This window comes from Geobacillus thermoleovorans (assembly GCF_001610955.1).
Taxonomy (GTDB): domain Bacteria; phylum Bacillota; class Bacilli; order Bacillales; family Anoxybacillaceae; genus Geobacillus; species Geobacillus thermoleovorans.
In genome coordinates, this window is the sequence record NZ_CP014335.1 from 433,550 (window position 1) to 450,727 (window position 17,178).

The window sequence follows — 17,178 nt, forward strand, 5'->3', positions numbered from 1 at the left end:
AATGAATGAAAAGAAATCGATCGCGCGGTCGGACAATTTGGCATGAAAAGAGCGCAACATTCACCTAAATTTCTATATAATTGTAGAGAAAGGGGAATCGATGACGCAAAAAAGGAAGTGATGGTGCGTGTTCCATGTGTTAGTGACGACAGACGCCAATTATCTTCCGCCGCTGAGAGTCTTGATGCATTCGCTGTTTTGCAACAACCGGCGCCCGTTTACGTTTTACTTGCTTTACTCGCGCATTGCCGAGGAAGAGATTCAGGCGCTTGGCGAGTTTGTTCGCCGGCAGGGGCATGAGCTCGTGCCGATTTACGTTGATCCGCAACTGTTTCATGATGCGCCTGTTTTCCGCCACTATACGGTGGAGATGTATTACCGTCTGGCGGCGCATTTGTTTTTGCCGCCAGACGTCGACCGTGTCTTGTACCTTGATCCGGATATTGTGGCGATCAACCCGATGGATGAGCTGTATGACATGGATTTCGAAGGGAACTTGTTCATTGCGGCTGAGCATACCCATTCGACGAAGGTGGCAAACTTGTTCAACAAGTTGCGGTTAAAAACGCCGAACGCGAAAGGGTATTTCAACACGGGTGTGATGATGATGAACATTGCGATGATGCGCGAACACGTTCGGCTTGCGGACATTTACCAGTTCATTCGCGACAACCGGTTCAAGCTTGTTCTTCCTGACCAAGACGTGTTAAATGGGTTGTACTGGGACAAAATTAAACCGGTCGACTGCTACCGCTACAACTACGACGCGCGCTATTATGACTTTTTGCAGCTTTTGCCCAACCCGAAACACGATTTAGCTTGGATTGAGGAAAACACCGTTTTTATCCATTATTGCGGCAAGGAAAAACCGTGGAAAGACAATTACAAAGGGGAGTTGGGGCGGTTTTACAAACGGTACAGCCAAGTGTTGGAGCTCGAGGGCGAGGCGACGGTGTAGCGCGGCTTGAGAGACGCGTTTCACAAAGAAAGTCTCTCACTCCAAGCAAAGCGAAGTGGAAGCGGTTCACAGGAAAAAGGCGCCCCATCAAAGCGGGCGCCATGTTCGATTACTGTTTGCGCTCTTGCCGGCGGATGCCGGCTGCCGCAGCGCGCGCCTGTGCTTCAAGGTCTTCATGGTCGGCAAATTCTGCCGAGTATTCCACATCGATGCCGTCAGATTTCAGCTGTTTCGGCACTTGCGGCAAAGTCGCCTTGTTTTTGTCGCGCGTCCGTTGTCCGCGAGAACGGCCCATCATCCATGCCCCCTATCCAAAAGTGTGAATCGTACGATTCAATCATTAGGATGGCATGGACGGCGCCAGCGTATAAATAGCAATCGTTTCTAGTGGCGCGCCTTTTTGGCCGTATAGCCGCCCGCTTGGTCCGCCATTTTAAAATCCCGGGCATAGCTTACTTCTTGGGCGCTTGTCAGCGTATGCTTCGATTTTTCGCGTTTTCGTTTTTCCGCCATCGCTTGTTCCCTCGCTTTGCATCAATATTCCTTTAGTTCCATTTTGCGCAAAACCAGCCGTTTTTATGCGTAAAAAAGAGGATGTCCGTTTGGACAGCCTCTTTTTGCATCAGATGCGCTCTTGCGCGGCTTATGCCTCTTTGCGCTGTTCTTCATTGTGGGCAAAGGAAGGATGGCGCATTGTATAGAGCGTGTAGTTGTCTTTTGTAATTTCGTACAAATTGTATACATCCGCGCCGATTTGCTCGAGCAACGCCCGCCGCGTTTCATTGGCCGGCGTGACGTACGGCAGTTTTTCCGCCGCTTTGATCGAGCGGACGTTGACTTTGCGAATGCGCAAAAACACGGTCTCGATCGACAGCTCATAAAACAGCTCATGGAAAAACGCTTCTTTGGCGCGCCGATTGTAACCGAGCCCGTGATACGGCTTGCCGAGCCACGTGCCTAAAAAGCCGGCGCCATCTTGGATATCAAAGAGGCTGATTGTGCCGATCGGGTTTCCCCATTCGTCTAAAATCGTGCGCGAAATCAATTCGCCGCGTTCTTCCGCCTCCATGAGCTGTTTTGTCATGAATAAAAACTCTTCGTACGAGCTGGCTTTTTGGCGCACGAAAGGGAAGACGTCCGGATGCACCATCAGCTCGTACAGCGCATGGCAGTCTTGCAGCTCGCGTTTTTTCAACATGGCCAATCCCTCCTTTGGATGCCGAGGGCAGCCTCCCAGCGGGAACCCACCCTCGAAATTTTTTTATTAAAACTTCATTAAAAAAATTTCGGGGTGGGAATCGAACCCACTAGGACCAGCGCGAGCGCTGGTGACGCACCATTTGCCTTCCCCTTGTTCCTGTCCGTATGCGATTATGACGACAACTAGCCTAAGGTCTCCTTTATCATACACGATCGGAGGAAAAAAGGGAATTGTTTTTTTGTTAATTTTTTTTGGATATTTTTTGTCGGTCATGGGGCAAAAGCAAATCGGTGAGACAGCCTTCCAACGTTGGAAACGAAAAGCGGAAGCCGTCTTGCAATAGCTTCTCTGGAATGACGCGTTGCCCTTCGGTGACAAGCATGCTCATTTCGCCAAGGAGAAGGCGAAGCGCCCAAGCGGGAACCGGAAGCCAATGCGGGCGGTGAAGAAGCCGGGCGGCGGTCAGTCCAAATTCTTCCATTTGTACTGGATGGGGCGCGGTGAAATTGATGGGGCCGGACAATTCCTCGTGTTCGATGATGTACGAGACCGCGCGCACGACGTCTTCAAGATGAATCCACGACAGCCATTGCCGTCCGCTGCCGATTGGGCCGCCGACAAACAGCAGATACGGCTTGATCATCATCGGCAAGGCGCCGCCATGTCGGGCAAACACGACGCCAAAGCGAGCGTAGACGGTGCGGATGCCAAGCTGCTCAATCGGACGGGCCGATGCTTCCCATGCTTGGACGGTCTGGGCTAGAAAGTCGCCGCCGTAATCGGTCGTTTGCTCGGTAAATGTTGCGGAGTCCGAAGTGCCGTAAATGCCGATGGCGCTGGCGTTGATAAACAACGACGGGGGGCGGGACAGTGAATCGATGCAGCGGCCCATCGCTTCGGTGGCGCGAAGGCGGCTGTCAAGGATGATCTCTTTTTGCTTCGCCGTCCAACGTTTTCGATTGAGCGGCTCCCCGGCTAAATTAATGGCGACATCGACAGCTTCAGGCTTTCGGTGGTTGTCGAAGGAAAGGTAATGAATGTTGCCTTCGGAAGGTTTGGGAGAGCGGGTGAAAATGTAGATCTCATGTCCTTGTTTGGAAAAATGGCGGGCGAGCGCCTGGCCGATCAGCCCAGTGCCGCCGTTGATGGCGATGCGCATCTTGATTCCCCTTCCATTGGTTTATTTTATGACTTCGCTTTTGGTGTCAGAAGTTCCTGCTTATGATACGATAAAAGATAAGGGGGACAAACAATGGGAACGATTGCCGACATTGCCGCAACCGAACAAAATGCTGAACGATTTTGGATTGTCGTGCACCGTGACGGCGCACCATCGTTGAGATTGACAGTTGATCAAGATGTATTGCTTCAATTCCGCTTGAAAAAAGGGATGGAGATCAGCGACGACCTGCTTCAACATATTGTGTATGCCGATGAGGTGAAAAAGGCGTATCAACAGGCGCTTTACTTTTTGGCGCACCGGATGCGTTCGGAGCATGAGGTCGCCGCACACTTGCGAAAAAAAGGCGCTCCGGATTCGGTGATTGATGAAGTGCTCAAAAAACTTCGCGCCGAGCGGTATGTCGATGACGAGGCGTTTGCCGCCGCTTATGTGCGCACGCAAAAAAAGACGGCGGCGAAAGGGCCGCTTCTTGTGCGCGCCGAACTGGAACGGCTCGGCGTTCCCGACCGCTTGATCGAGCAGAGTTTGGCGGAGTATACGTTGGATGAACAGATGGCCATCGCCCGCTCGCTTTACGAAAAAGCGAAAAAACAGCGCCGGGCTGAATCGGCTCGCGCGTTTTTGGAACGGGTGCGGCAGCAGCTGATGCGCAAAGGATTTCCGCATGAGGTGATTGCCGCCGTTTTGGCGGATGGCGGCACTCATACTGAACAAGAAGAACGGGAGGCGCTCAGTGTTCAGGCGGAGAAAGCGCACCGCCGTTATGCGCACCACCCGCGGCCGCTTTATGAGCAAAAGATGCGCCAAGCCCTGTACCGAAAAGGATTCGCACTTGACTTGATCAATGAATGGCTGCGCATGCACGGTAATGACGAGTGATCTCGAATGAAAGGATTTGAAAAAATGGGATATATTATCAGTTTTGTTGTTAAATGTTGATCACAAAATCGTTCCAGTTCCATAAATCAAGAGATGTTCTGAGCCTTTTGCCGAGTTCCATGTGGATGAAAACGATCCATCGGGAATGCTCAAAAAGGAGGCTTGCCTATGATCAAAGGAGAACAAAAACGGTACAGCGAAATGACGAAAGAAGAACTGCAACAAGAAATCGCCATGTTGACGGAAAAGGCACGCAAGGCGGAGCAGATGGGGATGGTGAACGAATACGCCGTCTACGAGCGGAAAATCGCCATGGCGAAGGCGTATATGCTTAATCCAGCTGATTTTCATCCTGGGGAGATTTATGAAATTGAAGGGGCGCCTGGAGAGTATTTTAAAGTGCGCTATTTAAAAGGAGTGTTTGCCTGGGGATGGCGGTTGAAAGGAAACGGAGAGGAGGAGGCGCTGCCGATTTCACTGCTTCGTAAACCGAATTTGCCTCAATCATGACGGGCGGGACAAGTTCACAGTCGGACGGAAAGCGAGCCTAAAAACCTAGGGAGGGTGTCTCCCTAGGTTGTTCCGCTACGACTGCTTGCGCGTCTGCCGCTCTAAAATGATGAGGTCAAGCGTTTGCTGCGTTTCGCCGTTCACTTGCGAGTGGGCGTGTTTTGGATTGGCCCACGGCTGCTGAAACGGGTTCGAATAAAAGTTGTCATAAAATTTTTTGTGCCGATGGTGACCCATGATTGTTCACCTCGCTGCGGAATGTGCCGGGGGAGTGCGGCGAACGATGCCGTGCTCCCCCTTCATGTTAAAAGAAATCGCTTCGTTCGCCGGAGGCGCGCATCCGTTCTTGCGGGTGGGTGTTGGTCGTGCCGTCGGCCCGCTTCGAGGCGTACTCGGCCTTGGCGCGCGGTTCGCCTTCGAGCTTGTTGTTGTTTTGGTTCGGGAAGTTGTGCGCTTTGTTCCGCACGGCACATTCCCTCCTTAACGGCGTGCTCGTGTTGGATGGCCAACACGTATTTTTATTATGGGACACCCTGTAGCGCTTATGTGTGGCAATGATTGGGGCGGAGCCCATCAGCCGTTTGGAGCAAGTTCGAGCTTTTTGCGCAGTTTGCCTTCGCTGAAAATCCAGCCGGTGTATGAGCTGACAATATTGAGATCGCGGTCGAGCTGGACGACAGCGACAAACGGGTAATACCCTTTGCTTCGATAGCGTAAATCAGTAAAGCGCACTTCGTAGTAATCATCGTATTCGTTCATTTCCCAACGGTAAACCGGGGAAAAAGATAAGAAAGCGGCGATATTTTCGTCGCGTTTGGCGGCGTTCATCACCGGATGGTCGGGAAGCGCACGCTTTTGGAAGCGGTCAAGGATGATGAGCTCGCCGCGTTTGACGCGGGCGACGTAAAATTTGTCGCAGGTTGAAATGGCTAAATGCCATTCGCGCGGCCGCCATGTCGGTACGGTGATGATCTCGGTCACCCCGGCGATCGAGGCGTGCACGAGCCGTTTGATGTTGGCCTGCTGGCGGAAGCGAAGCCCATAATACGCAGCGATAAGCACGTAGACGACAAGAAACGTATAACCGGGATGGGCGCCGAGAAACAAGCCGCCGACGCCGACCAAATGAAGCCCAAAAATGACCGGATCAAACGTATGAATCACGCCAAGGGCGATCCATTTTTTTGTAAACGGACGCAACGCCTGGGTTCCGTAAGAGTTAAAAATGTCAACAAATACGTGCAAGGCGACGGCAACAAACGTCCAAAGCCAAACGCGAAGCCAATCCGTTTTCGGATAGATGGCAGCCATCACGCTGACGATGAGCAACGGCCAAAGAACGACGGCGGGAATCGAATGGGTGATGCCGCGATGGTTGCGAATATATTGGGCGTTGTTGCGCAATTTGAAAATCGTGTCGATATCCGGCGCTTGCGAGCCAGCGAGCGCGCCGATCAACACAGCGTGGGATAAGAGCGGATCATGGGCGATCGCAGGGTCAAGTGAAGCAAGACTGCCGAGCGCCACCCCCATCAAAACATGTGTGCCTGTATCCAACGTGAAGGCGCCTCCTTCTTGCAGCATCGTTGCATGTTCGGATGGAAACTGTCTGTTGTCTCTCGGCCGGAGCACATCTTTCTTTTTCATGCAACTATTAGTATGCCCCACCTTGTGTTCAGCCAATAACCGTTTGAGGCATTGGCCGAAAGGAGGCGAGAGACAAACAAGGTTATGGCTAGTGTATCATAGAGAGACAATCGTTGGCGAGAGGCGGAACGACCAATTTCACAACGATTCAAAAAAGGAAACGATTGATAGACAGTGGAGTGAGAAAAAGAAAACAGGAAGCAAGCCGTTCGTCAGACGAAAAGGGAAGCGCTTCAACCAAAAACGAAAAGCGCCCCGCATGAGGCGGGACGTTTTGTTGATCATCTCGGACCGAGAAGCTCCCCACTTCAACGTCTATAAGGTGTAAGTGGGGAGCATTCCATGCTGATGGAAGATCGGTTCACCATCCGTTCTTTTGGCGGCTCATTGGTCAACTGTCCTTTTCTCTGCAAGCCGATCGATTAGCCGTCATTTCTGAACCGTTTGCCGATCGCTTTGAGAGCGGACAGGAAAAAGCGGATCGCGCGGTTGATGTCCGGGTCATTGAGCGCTTTAAGCAAATCAAACAACCCGATTTTTTTTGTTTCGGCGGAGTTTTGTTCGTACGCCTCCAGCGCGCCGGCGGCGATGTGCTCAAGCAGTTTCGCCGTTTTCTCCGGATCAAGTGAAGCAACAAGGCCAGCTATGGCGAACGCATGGTTGATCATCGTTGTCACCGGTTTTTGGTTGAGCTGGCCGACGACGATTTTCGCCACGTCTTCCCGCGCTTTTAACAAGGCGTTGGCCGCTTCGAGCAGGCCGCTTTCATGGAGCTGCTCGATGAACGCCAAGAGCTCGCGAACTGCCTCTTCACTGTCGCCGACAGCGGCTTTTAGCTTGGCCAGCGCTTCAGTTCGTTTTTCTTCCTCCGTCATTTGGCGCTTTTGAATGGTGGTAATCGGCTTAGCCACCGATCGTCACCCCCTTGTTTTCCTCGGTGAGCGGCACGTAGTCGCTTCGCCGCCACTTCCGCTCCACCTCGACGCCGTTTTGCGGATGCCGCTTTTTAAAGCGCGGATTTGTGCGCGGCAGCGGCGTCTTGCCGGACCGTTCAATGACTTCCATGCGCACTCGGGCTTGTTTGTAAGCCGGCGTGTTCGTGCGATGGTCGGTTTGCGGGCCGGTCAGCATGTTAATGGCGCTCTCATTGGCTGTGGAGTGCATCGGCAAGAACAGTTCATTGCCTCTGACTCGATCGGTGACGAGCACGCGCACTTTGACGCGGCCGTACGGCGAGATGAGCCGAACGAGCGCCCCATCTTCAATGCCGCGTTCTTTGGCGAGTTCAGGGGATACTTCGACAAACACTTCTGGGAATTTATGCTCGATGCCTTTGGATTTGTACGTCAAGTTTCCTTCATGGAAATGTTCGAGCAATCGGCCGTTGTTCACAAGCAAATCGTACTCTTCCGGATATTGCACCGGTTCGACCCAATCGGCTAACGCAAAGCGGGCTTTGCCGTCCGGGAAGTTGAACCGCTCTTTGTACAACAGCGGCGTGTCAGCCCCGTCATGGCTGCCCCAGCATAAGCTGTTCCAGCCCTCGAGCCGGTCGTAATGCGCTTGTGAGTACAGTGGGGCGAGGCTGGCGATTTCATCCATGATTTCTTTCGGGCCAGCGTAATTCCAATCGGCGCCAAGCCGCTTCGCGATTTCTTGAATGATCCACCAGTCTGGCTTGGAGTCGCCAAGAGGCTCCAGCGCTTGGTAAAACCGTTGGATGCGGCGCTCGGTATTCGTGAAAGTTCCTTCCTTTTCCAAACTTGGCGCTGCTGGCAAGATGACATCAGCAAATTGCGCTGTTTTTGACAAGAAAATGTCTTGAACGACAACAAAGTCAAGCTTCGCCAACGTCTCTTGCACATGGTTGGCGTTGCAGTCGACAAGCGCCATATCTTCGCCGATGATATACATCGCTTTCAGCTCGCCGCGCTCGGCCGCTTCGAGCATTTGGATGTTGTCAAGGCCTGGTTTCGCATCGATGCGGACGCCGTACGCTTTTTCAAACTTCGCTCGCGCCTCATCATCGGTGACATGTTGGTAGCCAGGCAGCCAGGCAGGAAGCGAACCCATGTCGCAGGCGCCTTGGACGTTGTTATGGCCGCGCAATGGGAACGCGCCCGCCCCCGGACGACCGTAGTTGCCGGTTGCCAAAAGCAAGTTGGAAATCGCCGCCGATGTATCGCTGCCGCCCGTGTTTTGCGTGACCCCCATGCCCCAGAGGACGCACGTGCCGTCTGCTTCGTGGATCATCTCGGCGATGCGGATGAGATCGGCTTTGGCGATGCCGGTCACTTGTTCAGCATAGTCGAGCGTATATTTTTCGAGCAGCTGTTTAAACTCGTCAAAGAAATGGACGCGCTCGCGAATGAATGCTTCATCATGCCAGCCTTGGTCGATGATGTATTTTGTCACGGCCATCAGCCATACTTGGTCGGTGCCTTGTTTCGGGCGGATGAACAGGTCAGCCCGCTCGGCCATTTCATTTCGGCGCAAGTCCGCAACAATGAGTTTTTGGCCAAACAGTTTATGCGCCCGTTTGACGCGGGTAGCGAGCACCGGATGCCCCTCAGCTGGATTGGCACCGATGATGATGACAAGCCCCGCGGTGGCGATGTCGTGAATCGTGCCGGAGTCGCCGCCCATGCCGACCGTACGGAACAGGCCGTCTGTTGCCGGCGACTGGCAATAGCGCGAACAGTTGTCGACATTGTTCGTTTCAAATACTTGCCGTGCCAACTTTTGCATTAAATAGTTTTCTTCGTTGGAAATTTTTGATGATGAAATAAAGCCGATGGCGTTGCCGCCGTATTGCCGCTTGATCGCCCCGAGCTTTTCCGCGACCAAGTCGAGTGCTTCGTCCCATGTCGACTCGACGAATACGTCGCCTTTGCGAATGAGCGGTTTCGTTAGGCGCTCTTCGCTGTTGACGAAATCCCAGCCGAATTTTCCTTTGACGCATGTGGAAATGGCGTTGACCGGAGCTTCGGATACCGGCTGGATTTTTAAAATTTTCCGCCCTTTCGTCCACACTTCAAACGAACAGCCGACGCCGCAGAACGTGCAAACCGTTTTCGTCTTTTTGATCCGTTGTTCGCGCATGGCGGCCTCGATTTCAGAAATGGCGAAAATACTCGTATAGTTTGGCTCGACTTCCTTGACAAAATCGATCATCGGGTTGAGGACGTCTTTGTCCAAGCCGGTGAGAAAGCCCGCTTCGCCAAGCATCGATTTTTCCATTAACGCGTTGCACGGACAGACGGTGACGCAATGCCCGCAGCTGACGCACGACGATTCGTTGATCGGCACCCCACCGTCCCAAACGACGCGCGGCCGTTCCGCTTCCCAATCGATCGAAAGCGTTTCGTTCACTTGCAAGTTTTGGCAGGCTTCGACGCATTGCCCGCAGGCGATGCATTGATTCGGGTCGTAGCGGTAGAACGGATGCGACATGTCCACCTCGGACGGGTCGACTTTCGGCCGGTACGGATATGTTTGATGTTCAATTTGCATCATTTCCGCCGTGTTGTGCAGCTTGCAGTTGCCGTTGTTGTTGTCGCACACCGTACAGTACAAGAGATGATTTTCCAACAGGCGGTCCATCGCTTCTTTTTGCGCTGCCTTTGCCCGCGGCGAGCCGAGTTCGACGACCATGCCGTCCTCAACCGGCGTCGCACAGGCGCGAAGCAGCGTTCCGTTGACTTCAGCGATGCACGTGTCGCATGTCTGAATGGCGCCAAGCTCCGGCGTATAACAAACTTGCGGATGCGGAAGACCGTGTTCATTGACGACTTCCAAAATCGTCATCCCGGGCTTGGCGCGGTAGGCACGCCCGTTGATGGTTACCGTCACCATTTGCGCTTCCATCGTCGCTCCCCCTTTGTCAAAATAAAAAACTCCACCAGCGACGAGACGAATGCTTCATCGTGGGTGGAGTAGTTCTTTAGCATAACGATACTAAACAACCAATCCAAACTTTTTATATTTAGTAGAAAAATAACAAGGCCGCTTCTTGCCTTATTATTTTTCCACTATGTATACATTTGCTATAGTTTATTATAGTACGGCAAAACGAAGAACACAACGGATGGGCTGGAACTTTTTCTGGTGGCTTTCGGAAAGGGGGAAGAAAAATGTCCAAAAAAGAAGCCGCTTTCAACGATATTGTGCGCAAAGTGCGCAAACAGCTGTTTGGCAAAGGGCCGGAACGGATTAAAACGTATTTCGTCGACAATTTGGCAATTACGATTTTGCACGGCAATTTAACGCCGACGGAAAAATTTATCGCCCGCACCCCGGAAGGCCGAGAGATGGTGCATGCAGCGAGAACGAAAATGATCCAAGATGTGTACGCCCAACATGTGCCGGACGGCATGGAAGAGCTCATCGGTTCGAAGCTTCTTTATTTGTTCAGCGACATTAAAGTGGAAGAAGATATGGCCGTATCGGTGTTCGTGTTTGAAAAACCGATTGAATTGTGACGATTTTGTGAACAGAAACAATTGTTTTTCGTTACTGTTCGTGGTATGCTTATGAATAGTTAGCACGATGAAAATAGTAGAAGCCTTGCCGGCTAAACGGTTTCGCCGCTTGGCAGGCAGGTTTCGGAAACGGATGTGCGTTGGTTTCGCTGCAGAAGTGCTGGGCGCAAACTACCGCCGCTTTTCGCTGACAGGGGCGAGTTTGTCCTCTTGTCCGGAAGGCGGCGGTTTTATTTTGCATGGAAAGGGGGAATGGCAAGGTGAGCGGGTTTGCGGCGAAACGGCGACCGATTGCGAAATACCGGAACGGGCGCTTTGTTGAGGAAGAGGACGAGATCGCGCTCGAGTTTCCGTTGACCATAACGGTCAATGGCGAGGAGTTTGCGACGATCGTTTGCACGCCGGCGCATCTAGATGAATTGGTAATCGGATTTTTGGCTTCGGAAGGAGCCATTCGGACGTGCAGCGACATCAAAGGGATGACCATTGATGGTGAGCGGGGCTTTGCTTATGTCGAACTCGCCGCAGGCGGACTGCCGGCCAAACAGTTTTATGCCAAGCGGTTCATCGGCTCGTGCTGCGGAAAAAGCCGGCAATTTTATTTTTACAATGACATGAAGACGGCGAAAACGATCGTCGGCGGCATCACGGTGAAGGCGGATGACTGCATTCGCCTCATGAAAGCGCTGCACGAGCGGTCGACGGACTTTGCGGCGACGGGCGGTCTTCACAACGCCGCGCTCGCCACACCGGATGAGATGGTCGTGATTCGTTCTGACATCGGGCGTCACAACGCGCTCGATAAGCTGTATGGCTATTGCCTGCGTCATCAAGTTGCGATGAAAGACAAGCTCATTGTATTCAGCGGCCGCGTTTCATCGGAAGTGCTGTTAAAGGCGGCGAAAATGGGAGTGAGCGTCCTGCTCTCAAAATCGGCGCCGACGACGCTGGCCTTGGATTTGGCGGATGAACTCGGCATAACCGTCGTTGGCTTTTTGCGCGGGCAGGCGTTTAACGTGTATACGCATGAGAGTCGGATCATCATCGGGTAAAAGGGGAGGAGAGGCTGTGAAAAACCGTTGGCTCATTGCGTTATCGGCTGTCGGCATTCATATTTCGATTGGGTCTGTTTATGCGTGGAGCAATTTTACCAATCCATTAAAACAATTGTTTGGATGGTCGGACCAGGAAGTGGCGCTCACGTTCAGCATTGCGATCTTGTTTTTAGGATTGTCGGCTGCGTTCCTTGGCCATTTTGTTGAAAAGCACGGACCGCGGAAATCCGGACTATTGGCCGCCATCTTCTTTGGCCTCGGGGTGACTGGTTCTGGATTAGCTGTTGCTCTCGGTTCCAAGTATCTGCTTTATCTGTTTTATGGCGTTTTAGGTGGGATCGGGCTCGGCGTCGGGTATATTGCGCCAGTGTCAACGCTTGTCAAATGGTTTCCAGACCGGCGCGGGTTGGCTACAGGGCTGGCGATTATGGGATTCGGTTTTGCCGCAGCGATCGCGAGTCCGGTGATGAACAGTTTGATTGCCTCCGTCGGCGTCCAAAATACGTTTTTCATTTTAGGCATTACGTATTTTGTCATTATGACGTTATCTTCTCTTTATTTAGAAAAACCGCCAGAAGGATGGCTGCCGGAAGGATTTCAGGAAAAAGTGAAGGCCGGAAAAGCCAAACCTTCGCTTGATTTGGCGCAGTTGACGGCCAATGAGGCGGTTAAAACAAGACGTTTTTGGTATTTATGGTTCATGTTGTTTATTAACGTGACGTGCGGCATTGCCGTTTTAGCGGTGGCCAAACCGTTGGCGGTGGAAAGCATCGGCATCAGCCAAACGGCCGCGGCGGCATTAGTTGGCGCCATTGGGGTGTTTAACGGGTTAGGGCGCATCGGTTGGGCATCGGCTTCTGATTATATTGGGCGACCGAATACGTATACGACGTTTTTCGTTTTGCAAATCTTGATTTTCTTCCTGTTGCCGAACGTGTCCATCAAATGGCTGTTTGTTGTGATGCTGACGATTGTGTATACGTGCTACGGCGGCGGATTCGCCTGTATCCCGGCGTATATCGGCGATTTGTTCGGCACGAAGCAGCTTGGCGCCATCCATGGTTATATTTTGACCGCTTGGGCCGCGGCTGGTCTCGTCGGACCGATGTTTGCTGCGTATATTAAAGACACGACCGGTTCTTATGAAGGAAGTTTGGCCTTTTTTGGCGGATTGTTTGTCATCGCTTTCATCATCTCGTTGCTCGTGCGCATCGATATTCGCCGATTGCGCGCCCAGCATGAACAAATCGCCTATGTTTCGGCGGCTAAGGAAAGTTGAGAACGATTTCCTTCCGTCTTCCCTCGGCGTGCGGCAAGCCACGCCGGGGGTTTTTTGATATAATAAGGTGGATATGGATCATAGGCATCATGGGGGAAACGTTGAATGACAAGAGAAACAGAGCGATTTCCAGCGCGCGAGTTTCAGCGCGATTTGCTTGACTGGTTCGCCCGCGAGCGCCGCGACCTGCCGTGGCGGAAAGGCCGCGACCCATATAAAGTATGGGTGTCGGAAGTGATGCTGCAGCAAACGCGCGTCGAGACGGTCATTCCGTATTTTGAACAGTTTATCGATCGGTTTCCGACGCTGGAGGCGCTTGCTGACGCTGATGAGGACGAGGTGCTGAAGGCGTGGGAAGGGCTCGGCTATTACTCGCGCGTGCGCAATTTGCACGCGGCGGTGAAAGAAGTGAAAACGCGCTATGGCGGCAAAGTGCCGGACGATCCAGATGAATTTTCTAGGCTGAAAGGAGTCGGACCGTATACGGTCGGGGCGGTGTTGAGCCTCGCTTATGGCGTCCCGGAGCCGGCTGTTGACGGCAACGTAATGCGTGTCTTGTCGCGTCTGTTTCTCGTGACAGACGATATTGCCAAACCGTCGACGAGAAAACGATTTGAACAAATCGTCCGCGAAATTATGGCGTACGAAAACCCGGGAGCGTTTAACGAGGCGCTGATTGAGCTTGGCGCTCTTGTTTGCACACCGCGCCGCCCGTCGTGCCTTCTTTGTCCGGTGCAAGTCTACTGCCAAGCGTTCGCCGAAGGGGTGGCGGAAGAGCTGCCGGTGAAAACGAAAAAAACAGCGGTCAAACAAGTGCCGCTCGCAGTAGCGGTGCTGGCCGATGATGAAGGCCGCGTTCTCATTCGCAAGCGCGACAACACCGGTTTGCTTGCGAATTTATGGGAGTTCCCCAGCTGCGAAACGGACGGTGCAGATGGAAAAGAGAAGCTCGAGCAAATGGTTGGGGAGCAATACGGTTTGCAAGTAGAGCTTACAGAACCGATCGTTTCGTTTGAGCATGCGTTTTCCCATTTAGTCTGGCAGTTGACCGTGTTTCCCGGCCGCCTGATCAGCAGCGAGTCCACCAAGGAGCCTTTTCGGCTTGTGTCTGAAGATGAGCTTGAAGCGTACGCCTTTCCGGTGTCCCATCAACGTGTTTGGCGCGAATATAAAGAATGGGCGGGCGGAGTACGCCGCCCCGATTAATCAGGCACCGGCATCGTGCCGTGTGTATACGTTGCTTCACGGCGCCCAAGGCCGCCGCGCGCTTCGATTTCCTCGATGATTTCACGGTGAATCGTCTGCCCTTCGACGTTTAAATATGGAGCGATTTGTTGGAACGAATGATGAAAATAAGCGAGTTCGTCATCGGTCCATTCCGTTTTCGGAATCATCGACAGCTCAGTCATATCGCGGCCGACGTACATAGGCAGCCCCTCCCTCATCTATGGAATTCGGCTATATTATATGTATAAGGAGTGAAAAACATGAGCGGAAAAGTAGCAGTGGTCACCGGCAGCAGCCGCGGCATTGGCAAAGCGATCGCCTTGCGGCTGGCCAAGGAAGGATACGATATCGTGGTCAACTACGCCCGCAGCAAAACAGCTGCCGAAGAAACGGCGCGCGAAATTGAAGCGCTCGGGAGAAAAGCGCTCGTCGTCAAAGCGAACGTCGGCGACGTTGAGAAAATTCACACCATGTTTGCCCAAATCGATGAGGTGTTCGGGCGGGTCGACGTGCTCGTGAACAACGCCGCATCCGGCGTCTTGCGCCCGGCGATGGAATTGGAAGAAACGCATTGGAACTGGACGATGAACATCAACAGCAAAGCGCTTTTGTTTTGCGCCCAGGAAGCGGCCAAAAGAATGGAGCAAGTCGGCGGCGGGAAAATTGTGAGCATCAGCTCGCTCGGGTCGATCCGCTATTTGGAAAACTATACGGCGGTCGGCGTCTCGAAGGCCGCGCTTGAAGCGCTGACCCGCTACTTGGCTGTCGAGCTGGCGCCGAAAAACATCGCCGTCAACGCCGTCTCCGGCGGGGCGGTCGATACCGATGCGCTGAAGCACTTCCCGAACCGTGAAGAGCTGCTCGCCGACGCGGCTGCGAACACGCCGGCTGGCCGCCCGGTCAAACCCGATGATATCGTCAACGCGGTTTTGTTTTTGCTCTCGGATGCAGCCGAGATGATTCGCGGGCAGACGATCATTGTCGATGGTGGAAGATCTTTACTTTTGTAACGTCAGCGGATAGAACGATCACCCCCGGGGCATAGTAAAGCACGTGGAGGTGAGAACAATGGCCAAACAACCGAACAAAACAGCAGCTGGCACAAACATTCAAGAAGTAAGACAACAAAATGCCCAATCGGCTCAAGCCGCTCAAGCTGGCCAATTTGCGACGGAATTTGCGGCTGAGACGAATGTGCAACACGTAAAACAACAAAATGCGCAAGCGGAAGCCCGCAAAGCGCAAAATGTCAATCAATAACCAACGATCATCCATGGCTGACGCCTGGCGGTTGTGACGACGGCGTATGTTGCTACAAGAGCGCAGGCGATAGGCCGAAGATGGAAGGAAAAAGCAGGGGCGGCGCGCCTCTGCTTTTTTTGTCGACAAAAGCTGTCATCTCTTTACAAGATTAGTGAAAGGGATTTGTGGGTGCGGGCGCGAAATGATGAAAGGAAATCACACGGCAAAGGGGAAGGGAGAACGGAATGGCGATGGAGCACGCATGGACGAATGTAGGCGACGAGGCGCTGTTTTTGCAACAGGAGATGGAGCGTTGCGAGGAGATCACCCGCCAGTTGGATGAACTTGAACGTGAAGCGCCGACCGCCGCCTTGCGCGAGGAAGTGCGGCAAATGAAACGGGAGGTGGAAGCCATCCGCCGCGCATTTTTAGGGCAGATGGCACCCGGTGTCTGACGGACAGGCTGCGTCCTTGAGCCAACGCGCCAGTTGCCTTTTCCTCAGTAAGGCGGCCTGCTTTTCTTTCCTTTTGCAAAAGGAACAGGGTATAATATAACGAAGAAGCTCCCATCGGAAAGTAGGGAAGAATGATGCCAGTTTACCCTCGGGAAGGGAAAATCATTCAAATCCATAGCTACAAACATAATGGGACGATTCACCGGATTTGGCAGGAAACGGTCGTATTAAAAGGGACGCCATCGTATGTGATCGGCGGCAATAACAAAACACTCGTCATGGAAGCGGACGGCCGGACGTGGGTGACGCGCGAACCGGCGATTTGTTTTTTTCATGCTAAGCATTGGTTTAACATTATCGCCATGATTCGTGAGGACGGGGTGTACTACTATTGCAATTTAAGCTCGCCGTTCGTTTGGGATGAAGAAGCGCTGAAGTACATCGATTATGATTTGGATATGAAAGTGTTTCCCGATATGACGTACATGCTGCTGGATGAAGATGAGTATGAGCGGCATCGCCGCGAAATGCACTATCCCGATGTGATCGACCGCATTTTAAAAAACAACGTTCAAAAACTGATCGGCTGGATTAAGGAGCGGAAAGGGCCGTTTGCGCCCGAGTTCATCGACAAATGGTATGGAGTGTTTCAGGCGTACCAAACGTAAATAGCGGCATGAAAAAAGCCTGTTCGGCATCGCTGGCAGGTTTTTTCTGCTTTTTTGTCGAAAGCGGCACGCATGAAGAGCTGATGGTGAGGCGGGGGATTGTCCTACGGCAGGCTGTCAGTCAAGCCATCCTCGTGCGTCCCACGGTTGGGCTGCCTTGCTAACGCTTATGCTTAAAAGCAGGGGTCTCGATTAGAGATGAGAAATAGCGACATGAAAAATCCTGTTCGCAAGTCGGCAGTTTTTCTGCTTTTTCCCGCATGCATGAGGAATGGCGACGGTCAAGCAGGAGTGATCAGTTGATTTGGAGGCAAAAATGGAATGAGACGTTAGAAATTATGATAAAAAATCTCCATGCGCTATTTTTGCAATCTATCCGGCGTGAAAATGGTC

The 17,178-nt window shown here is 52.6% G+C and carries 21 protein-coding genes; 11 read left to right on the top strand and 10 right to left on the bottom strand.

Annotated elements, in window-relative coordinates:
* Positions 1–127: 127 nt before the first annotated feature.
* Positions 128–958, top strand: coding sequence for a glycosyltransferase family 8 protein (locus GT3570_RS02210; RefSeq protein ID WP_011229951.1), 831 nt, complete (start codon positions 128–130; stop codon positions 956–958).
* 109 nt (positions 959–1,067) lie between these two features.
* Here the strand turns inward: GT3570_RS02210 and GT3570_RS02215 are convergent, their stop codons facing one another.
* The 4 genes from GT3570_RS02215 to GT3570_RS02225 form a co-directional block, all read right to left on the bottom strand.
* Positions 1,068–1,253, bottom strand: a complete 186-nt coding sequence (locus GT3570_RS02215) for a YfhD family protein (protein WP_011229952.1) — start codon at positions 1,251–1,253, stop codon at positions 1,068–1,070.
* A gap of 89 nt (positions 1,254–1,342) precedes the next feature.
* Positions 1,343–1,471: a YfhE family protein gene (locus GT3570_RS17675; protein WP_011229953.1), complete on the bottom strand. Its 129-nt coding sequence runs from the start codon at positions 1,469–1,471 to the stop codon at positions 1,343–1,345.
* A gap of 130 nt (positions 1,472–1,601) precedes the next feature.
* Positions 1,602–2,156, bottom strand: a complete 555-nt coding sequence (locus tag GT3570_RS02220) for a GNAT family N-acetyltransferase (protein WP_011229954.1) — start codon at positions 2,154–2,156, stop codon at positions 1,602–1,604.
* A 244-nt stretch (positions 2,157–2,400) separates the two neighbouring features.
* Positions 2,401–3,318, bottom strand: a complete 918-nt coding sequence (locus GT3570_RS02225; RefSeq protein ID WP_014194913.1) for a TIGR01777 family oxidoreductase — start codon at positions 3,316–3,318, stop codon at positions 2,401–2,403.
* Positions 3,319–3,411: 93 nt separating this feature from the next.
* Here GT3570_RS02225 and recX point away from each other — a divergent pair, with 93 nt between their 5' ends.
* The gene (gene recX / locus GT3570_RS02230) at positions 3,412–4,221 is read left to right on the top strand and encodes a recombination regulator RecX (RefSeq protein WP_062898376.1); all 810 of its coding nucleotides are present in this window, start codon (positions 3,412–3,414) and stop codon (positions 4,219–4,221) included.
* Between the two features lie 168 nt (positions 4,222–4,389).
* Positions 4,390–4,731: a YfhH family protein gene (locus tag GT3570_RS02235; RefSeq protein ID WP_011229957.1), complete on the top strand. Its 342-nt coding sequence runs from the start codon at positions 4,390–4,392 to the stop codon at positions 4,729–4,731.
* A gap of 75 nt (positions 4,732–4,806) precedes the next feature.
* Here GT3570_RS02235 and GT3570_RS17680 read toward each other — a convergent pair whose 3' ends face one another.
* From GT3570_RS17680 to fdhF, 5 genes are all read right to left on the bottom strand, one after another.
* Complete coding sequence (locus GT3570_RS17680; RefSeq protein ID WP_011229958.1) at positions 4,807–4,968, bottom strand: YpzG family protein; 162 nt, start codon at positions 4,966–4,968, stop codon at positions 4,807–4,809.
* Between the two features lie 67 nt (positions 4,969–5,035).
* Complete coding sequence (locus GT3570_RS02240; RefSeq protein WP_011229959.1) at positions 5,036–5,197, bottom strand: small, acid-soluble spore protein K; 162 nt, start codon at positions 5,195–5,197, stop codon at positions 5,036–5,038.
* A 107-nt stretch (positions 5,198–5,304) separates the two neighbouring features.
* Entirely contained in the window at positions 5,305–6,288 is a 984-nt protein-coding gene (locus GT3570_RS02245; RefSeq protein WP_011229960.1) for a metal-dependent hydrolase, read from the bottom strand.
* Positions 6,289–6,800: 512 nt separating this feature from the next.
* The gene (locus tag GT3570_RS02255; protein WP_011229962.1) at positions 6,801–7,289 is read right to left on the bottom strand and encodes a helical membrane plugin domain-containing protein; all 489 of its coding nucleotides are present in this window, start codon (positions 7,287–7,289) and stop codon (positions 6,801–6,803) included.
* Complete coding sequence (gene fdhF / locus GT3570_RS02260; RefSeq protein WP_062898377.1) at positions 7,282–10,245, bottom strand: formate dehydrogenase subunit alpha; 2,964 nt, start codon at positions 10,243–10,245, stop codon at positions 7,282–7,284. Before fdhF ends, GT3570_RS02255 begins: the two co-directional genes overlap by 8 nt.
* 266 nt (positions 10,246–10,511) lie before the next feature.
* Between fdhF and GT3570_RS02265 the strand changes: the two genes are divergently transcribed.
* From GT3570_RS02265 to mutY, 4 genes are all read left to right on the top strand, one after another.
* The gene (locus GT3570_RS02265; RefSeq protein ID WP_011229964.1) at positions 10,512–10,859 is read left to right on the top strand and encodes a Na-translocating system protein MpsC family protein; all 348 of its coding nucleotides are present in this window, start codon (positions 10,512–10,514) and stop codon (positions 10,857–10,859) included.
* A 260-nt stretch (positions 10,860–11,119) separates the two neighbouring features.
* A complete protein-coding gene (gene fdhD, locus GT3570_RS02270) occupies positions 11,120–11,911 on the top strand; it encodes a formate dehydrogenase accessory sulfurtransferase FdhD (protein WP_011229965.1) in 792 nt (263 codons plus the stop codon).
* Positions 11,912–11,927: 16 nt separating this feature from the next.
* Positions 11,928–13,193 carry an L-lactate MFS transporter gene (locus GT3570_RS02275; RefSeq protein ID WP_014194917.1) on the top strand — a complete coding sequence of 422 codons (1,266 nt, stop codon included), beginning with the start codon at positions 11,928–11,930 and terminating at the stop codon, positions 13,191–13,193.
* Positions 13,194–13,298: 105 nt separating this feature from the next.
* Entirely contained in the window at positions 13,299–14,399 is a 1,101-nt protein-coding gene (mutY, locus tag GT3570_RS02280; RefSeq protein ID WP_020279373.1) for an A/G-specific adenine glycosylase, read from the top strand.
* Here the strand turns inward: mutY and GT3570_RS02285 are convergent.
* The gene (locus GT3570_RS02285; RefSeq protein WP_011229968.1) at positions 14,396–14,620 is read right to left on the bottom strand and encodes a hypothetical protein; all 225 of its coding nucleotides are present in this window, start codon (positions 14,618–14,620) and stop codon (positions 14,396–14,398) included. The two genes, mutY and GT3570_RS02285, sit on opposite strands and share 4 nt — an antisense overlap.
* 60 nt (positions 14,621–14,680) lie before the next feature.
* On the opposite strand from GT3570_RS02285, the gene fabL reads away from it, so the two are divergent.
* From fabL to ntdP, 4 genes are all read left to right on the top strand, one after another.
* Positions 14,681–15,430, top strand: a complete 750-nt coding sequence (gene fabL / locus GT3570_RS02290) for an enoyl-[acyl-carrier-protein] reductase FabL (RefSeq protein WP_062898378.1) — start codon at positions 14,681–14,683, stop codon at positions 15,428–15,430.
* A gap of 58 nt (positions 15,431–15,488) precedes the next feature.
* Positions 15,489–15,680, top strand: coding sequence for a gamma-type small acid-soluble spore protein (locus GT3570_RS02295; RefSeq protein WP_011229970.1), 192 nt, complete (start codon positions 15,489–15,491; stop codon positions 15,678–15,680).
* A gap of 227 nt (positions 15,681–15,907) precedes the next feature.
* Positions 15,908–16,117 (top strand): YgaB family protein, encoded by a 210-nt coding sequence (locus tag GT3570_RS02300; RefSeq protein WP_011229971.1) that lies wholly within the window; start codon positions 15,908–15,910, stop codon positions 16,115–16,117.
* A gap of 134 nt (positions 16,118–16,251) precedes the next feature.
* Positions 16,252–16,785: a nucleoside tri-diphosphate phosphatase gene (ntdP, locus tag GT3570_RS02305; protein WP_062898379.1), complete on the top strand. Its 534-nt coding sequence runs from the start codon at positions 16,252–16,254 to the stop codon at positions 16,783–16,785.
* Positions 16,786–17,178: the final 393 nt, after the last annotated feature.

Excerpts from the sequence above, each read along its gene's own strand:
- GT3570_RS02300 (WP_011229971.1), top strand. The coding sequence starts at position 15,908 with ATGGCGATGGAGCACGCATGGACGAATGTAGGCGACGAGGCGCTGTTT.
- GT3570_RS17675 (WP_011229953.1), bottom strand. The coding sequence starts at position 1,471 with ATGGCGGAAAAACGAAAACGCGAAAAATCGAAGCATACGCTGACAAGC.
- GT3570_RS02265 (WP_011229964.1), top strand. The coding sequence starts at position 10,512 with ATGTCCAAAAAAGAAGCCGCTTTCAACGATATTGTGCGCAAAGTGCGC.
- ntdP (WP_062898379.1), top strand. The coding sequence starts at position 16,252 with ATGCCAGTTTACCCTCGGGAAGGGAAAATCATTCAAATCCATAGCTAC.
- GT3570_RS02220 (WP_011229954.1), bottom strand. The coding sequence starts at position 2,156 with ATGTTGAAAAAACGCGAGCTGCAAGACTGCCATGCGCTGTACGAGCTG.
- GT3570_RS17680 (WP_011229958.1), bottom strand. The coding sequence starts at position 4,968 with ATGGGTCACCATCGGCACAAAAAATTTTATGACAACTTTTATTCGAAC.
- fdhF (WP_062898377.1), bottom strand. The coding sequence starts at position 10,245 with ATGGAAGCGCAAATGGTGACGGTAACCATCAACGGGCGTGCCTACCGC.
- mutY (WP_020279373.1), top strand. The coding sequence starts at position 13,299 with ATGACAAGAGAAACAGAGCGATTTCCAGCGCGCGAGTTTCAGCGCGAT.
- GT3570_RS02295 (WP_011229970.1), top strand. The coding sequence starts at position 15,489 with ATGGCCAAACAACCGAACAAAACAGCAGCTGGCACAAACATTCAAGAA.
- GT3570_RS02235 (WP_011229957.1), top strand. The coding sequence starts at position 4,390 with ATGATCAAAGGAGAACAAAAACGGTACAGCGAAATGACGAAAGAAGAA.
- GT3570_RS02285 (WP_011229968.1), bottom strand. The coding sequence starts at position 14,620 with ATGTACGTCGGCCGCGATATGACTGAGCTGTCGATGATTCCGAAAACG.
- GT3570_RS02215 (WP_011229952.1), bottom strand. The coding sequence starts at position 1,253 with ATGGGCCGTTCTCGCGGACAACGGACGCGCGACAAAAACAAGGCGACT.
- recX (WP_062898376.1), top strand. The coding sequence starts at position 3,412 with ATGGGAACGATTGCCGACATTGCCGCAACCGAACAAAATGCTGAACGA.
- fabL (WP_062898378.1), top strand. The coding sequence starts at position 14,681 with ATGAGCGGAAAAGTAGCAGTGGTCACCGGCAGCAGCCGCGGCATTGGC.
- GT3570_RS02225 (WP_014194913.1), bottom strand. The coding sequence starts at position 3,318 with ATGCGCATCGCCATCAACGGCGGCACTGGGCTGATCGGCCAGGCGCTC.